At 45.4% G+C, this 2,813-nt stretch carries 3 protein-coding genes; all 3 read right to left on the reverse strand.

The genetic code is table 11. The features are described 5' to 3' along the window. Window positions 1-81: 81 nt before the first annotated feature. The gene (locus WBA23_RS22395; protein ID WP_424584506.1) at window positions 82-423 is read right to left on the reverse strand and encodes a PadR family transcriptional regulator; all 342 of its coding nucleotides are present in this window, start codon (window positions 421-423) and stop codon (window positions 82-84) included. A gap of 378 nt (window positions 424-801) precedes the next feature. Further along, window positions 802-2,337 (reverse strand): GH3 auxin-responsive promoter family protein, encoded by a 1,536-nt coding sequence (locus WBA23_RS22400; protein ID WP_424584507.1) that lies wholly within the window; start codon window positions 2,335-2,337, stop codon window positions 802-804. Window positions 2,338-2,341: 4 nt separating this feature from the next. Then, window positions 2,342-2,813 (reverse strand): LPS export ABC transporter ATP-binding protein (locus WBA23_RS22405; protein ID WP_424584509.1); only part of this gene is annotated, 472 nt, incomplete at its 5' end.

The raw sequence follows: 2,813 nt of genomic DNA on the forward strand, positions 1-2,813 counted from the left end.
GTTCGGGAGCACAAAATCTCTCGAGTAATTTATCTACCCAGCGAGGTGGTACTGGCAGTTTCTGATCTTGACTAGCCATTTTTAAGTAAAACTAATTTTTGGTAAAGCTTGGGGAGCAATGCGGTCCCACAGGCGATTACGTACGCCTCGCACATCGTGCAGCATTCGGCTACCGGCTACGGTCACCGTGAAGAGGCGTTTGCGACGTCCGCCTCGCTCGGGAGTGGCTTCGCCCATTTGGGAGTTAACGAAGCCTTTCTTCTCTAGTCGTTGCAAAGCAGCATGAACCGCACCGGTAGTGACCGTTTTGCCGGTTTCTTCTTCCAGGGCTTCGGCAATACCTACGCTGTAGGCCTGCGGGGTGAGCACCGCTACTGAGAGCAACACTACTTCTTCGAATTCGCCCAGATCGCTTCTTCTCATAAGTCGGAAATTGATTACTTCTATTTCGGTATAACAAATGATTTGCCAAAATTTAGAATGAGCTATAGTAGCCCGTATGGGCAGATTTAGAAGTATCTTACTAGTACTAAAGTGTTCATCGGCGAACACTTACTATCCGGTTTTGGACAGTAGTAAACAAATGTTATTGAGAACATCTCATTGTTTTTTGAAAACTTGCGTAGGTGATTCTAGTGATGATAATTCCGTTGGTGGTAAAATCACTGTTCACCTTGTGCGATTGGTTTTAAAACGACCCAAGCGGCATCAGCAAATCCGGGGGACTCCCTAAAGCAGAAGTGAATACCTAAACTTGTGAGAGGATTCGTTAAACTGATGCCTTTTCATTTCAACGATAAACTATCTGGTACGAGCACCATCCATATGATTGGAAAGAATATCTTCCAGATACTCCCGATTGTTGGCTAAGCGAGGCACTTTGTTTTGTCCGCCCAGCTTTCCACGGCTTTTCAACCAGCGATAAAATGTACCAGAGGGAGCGGCGTGAATTAAGGGAACATCCACCGCTAGCGAATTCTCTCGTTTGGCGCGATAATCGGAGTTCAGCTCTTGAAGCGTTCTGTCTAGAACTTGGGTGAACTGATCGATAGATTCCGGAGGTTGCGAGAACTCAATAATCCATTCGTGCCGACCTTTGTTGCTTTCGCCCATATACTGGGGGGCGGCGGTAAAGTTTTCAATAAGGGCACCACTTCGTCGGCAGGCTTCAGCTAACGCTTGTTCGGCATTTTCTATCACCAGTTCTTCCCCAAAGGCATTAATAAAGTGTTTGGTGCGACCAGTAATGCGGAAGCGGTAGGGTAGGGTAGAGGTGAAGCGAATAGTATCCCCAATTTTATAGCGCCAAAGCCCCGCGTTGGTACTAATGACGATAGCGTAGTTTTTTCCAACTTCTACCTGATCAATGGTTAGGGTTTGGGGGTGCTCCTGCTCAATTTGATCCATGGGAATAAACTCGTAGAATATTCCGTAGTCCAGCATCAGCAGCATCTCGGTGGAGTCTCGCTGATCCTGAATACCAAAAAATCCTTCGGTAGCATTATACGTCTCGGTGTAGTGCATTTTATCGGAAGGAATCAGCTTCTGGAATAAGTCGCGGTAGGGGGTGAAAGAAACTGCCCCATGAAAGAAAACCTCCAAATTAGGCCACACTTCATGAACGTGCTGGGCTTTTTTTAGCTCTAAGATTCGCTGCAAGATTACAATGGTCCAGGTAGGGACCCCAGCCATAGCGGTCACGTTCTCATTAACCGTTGATTGAGCAATCTTATCTACTTTTTCTTCCCAATTATCCATCAGCGCAATTTCCATACTGGGGGTGCGGGTAAACTGAGCCCAAAGTGGCAAATTCTTCATCAGTACCGCCGAAACATCTCCGGTGTACGATTCTGAATTTTGGTCGAGCTGATTAATCTGCTGGCTACCACCGATGGTCAACGTTTTTCCGACAAACATTTTGGTAGCTGGGTAATTATTAACGTAGATAGAAACTAAATCCTTACCACCTTTGAAGTGGCAGTCGTCCAATGCTTCCTGAGAAACGGGGATAAATTTACTGGTAGCATTGGTGGTACCCGAAGATTTGGCAAACCATTTTATTTTTCCGGGCCACAACACATTTTCCTCGCCACGCATTAAGCGGTCAATATAGGGAAAAAAGCTTTCGTAATTTACAATGGGCACCCGCTCCTGAAACTGCTGTACTTGAGAAATATCTTGGAAGCCGTATTGCTTACCAAACGTAGTATCTTTAGCCGTTTTTATAATATAATGGAAAACATCAAGCTGAACATCGTGAGGATACTTGAGAAAGAGTTCAATCTGATGAATGCGTTTTTTCATCAGCCAGGTTAGTACGGAATTTACAATCTCCATACACTCAAATTTTTCGTTTTAGCTCAAAGTGTTTTCCTAGGTAAACTCTCCTTACCTGCTCATCGTTAGCTAGGTCTTCGGCACTGCCCGCTTTAAGTAATCGCCCCTCAAACATTAGATATGCCCGATCAGTAATGGAGAGTGTTTCATTTACGTTATGGTCAGTAATTAGAATGCCAATATTTTTGTTTTTCAACTGAGCAACAATACCTTGAATCTCTTCTACCGCAATAGGATCAACCCCGGCGAAGGGCTCGTCTAGTAGCACAAACTTAGGATCTACGGCTAATGCCCGGGCAATCTCGGTACGACGACGTTCTCCGCCAGACAGGACCATTCCAAGATTTTTGCGGACGTGAGTCAGGCTGAATTCCTCTAGCAGGGCATCTACTTTGTCGTGGCGTTCGGCTTTCGATAAACCGGAAGTCATTTCCAGTACCGCCATAATATTATCTTCCACACTTAGCTTGCGAAAT

The organism is Tunicatimonas sp. (assembly GCF_049647865.1).
Taxonomy (GTDB): domain Bacteria; phylum Bacteroidota; class Bacteroidia; order Cytophagales; family Cyclobacteriaceae; genus Tunicatimonas.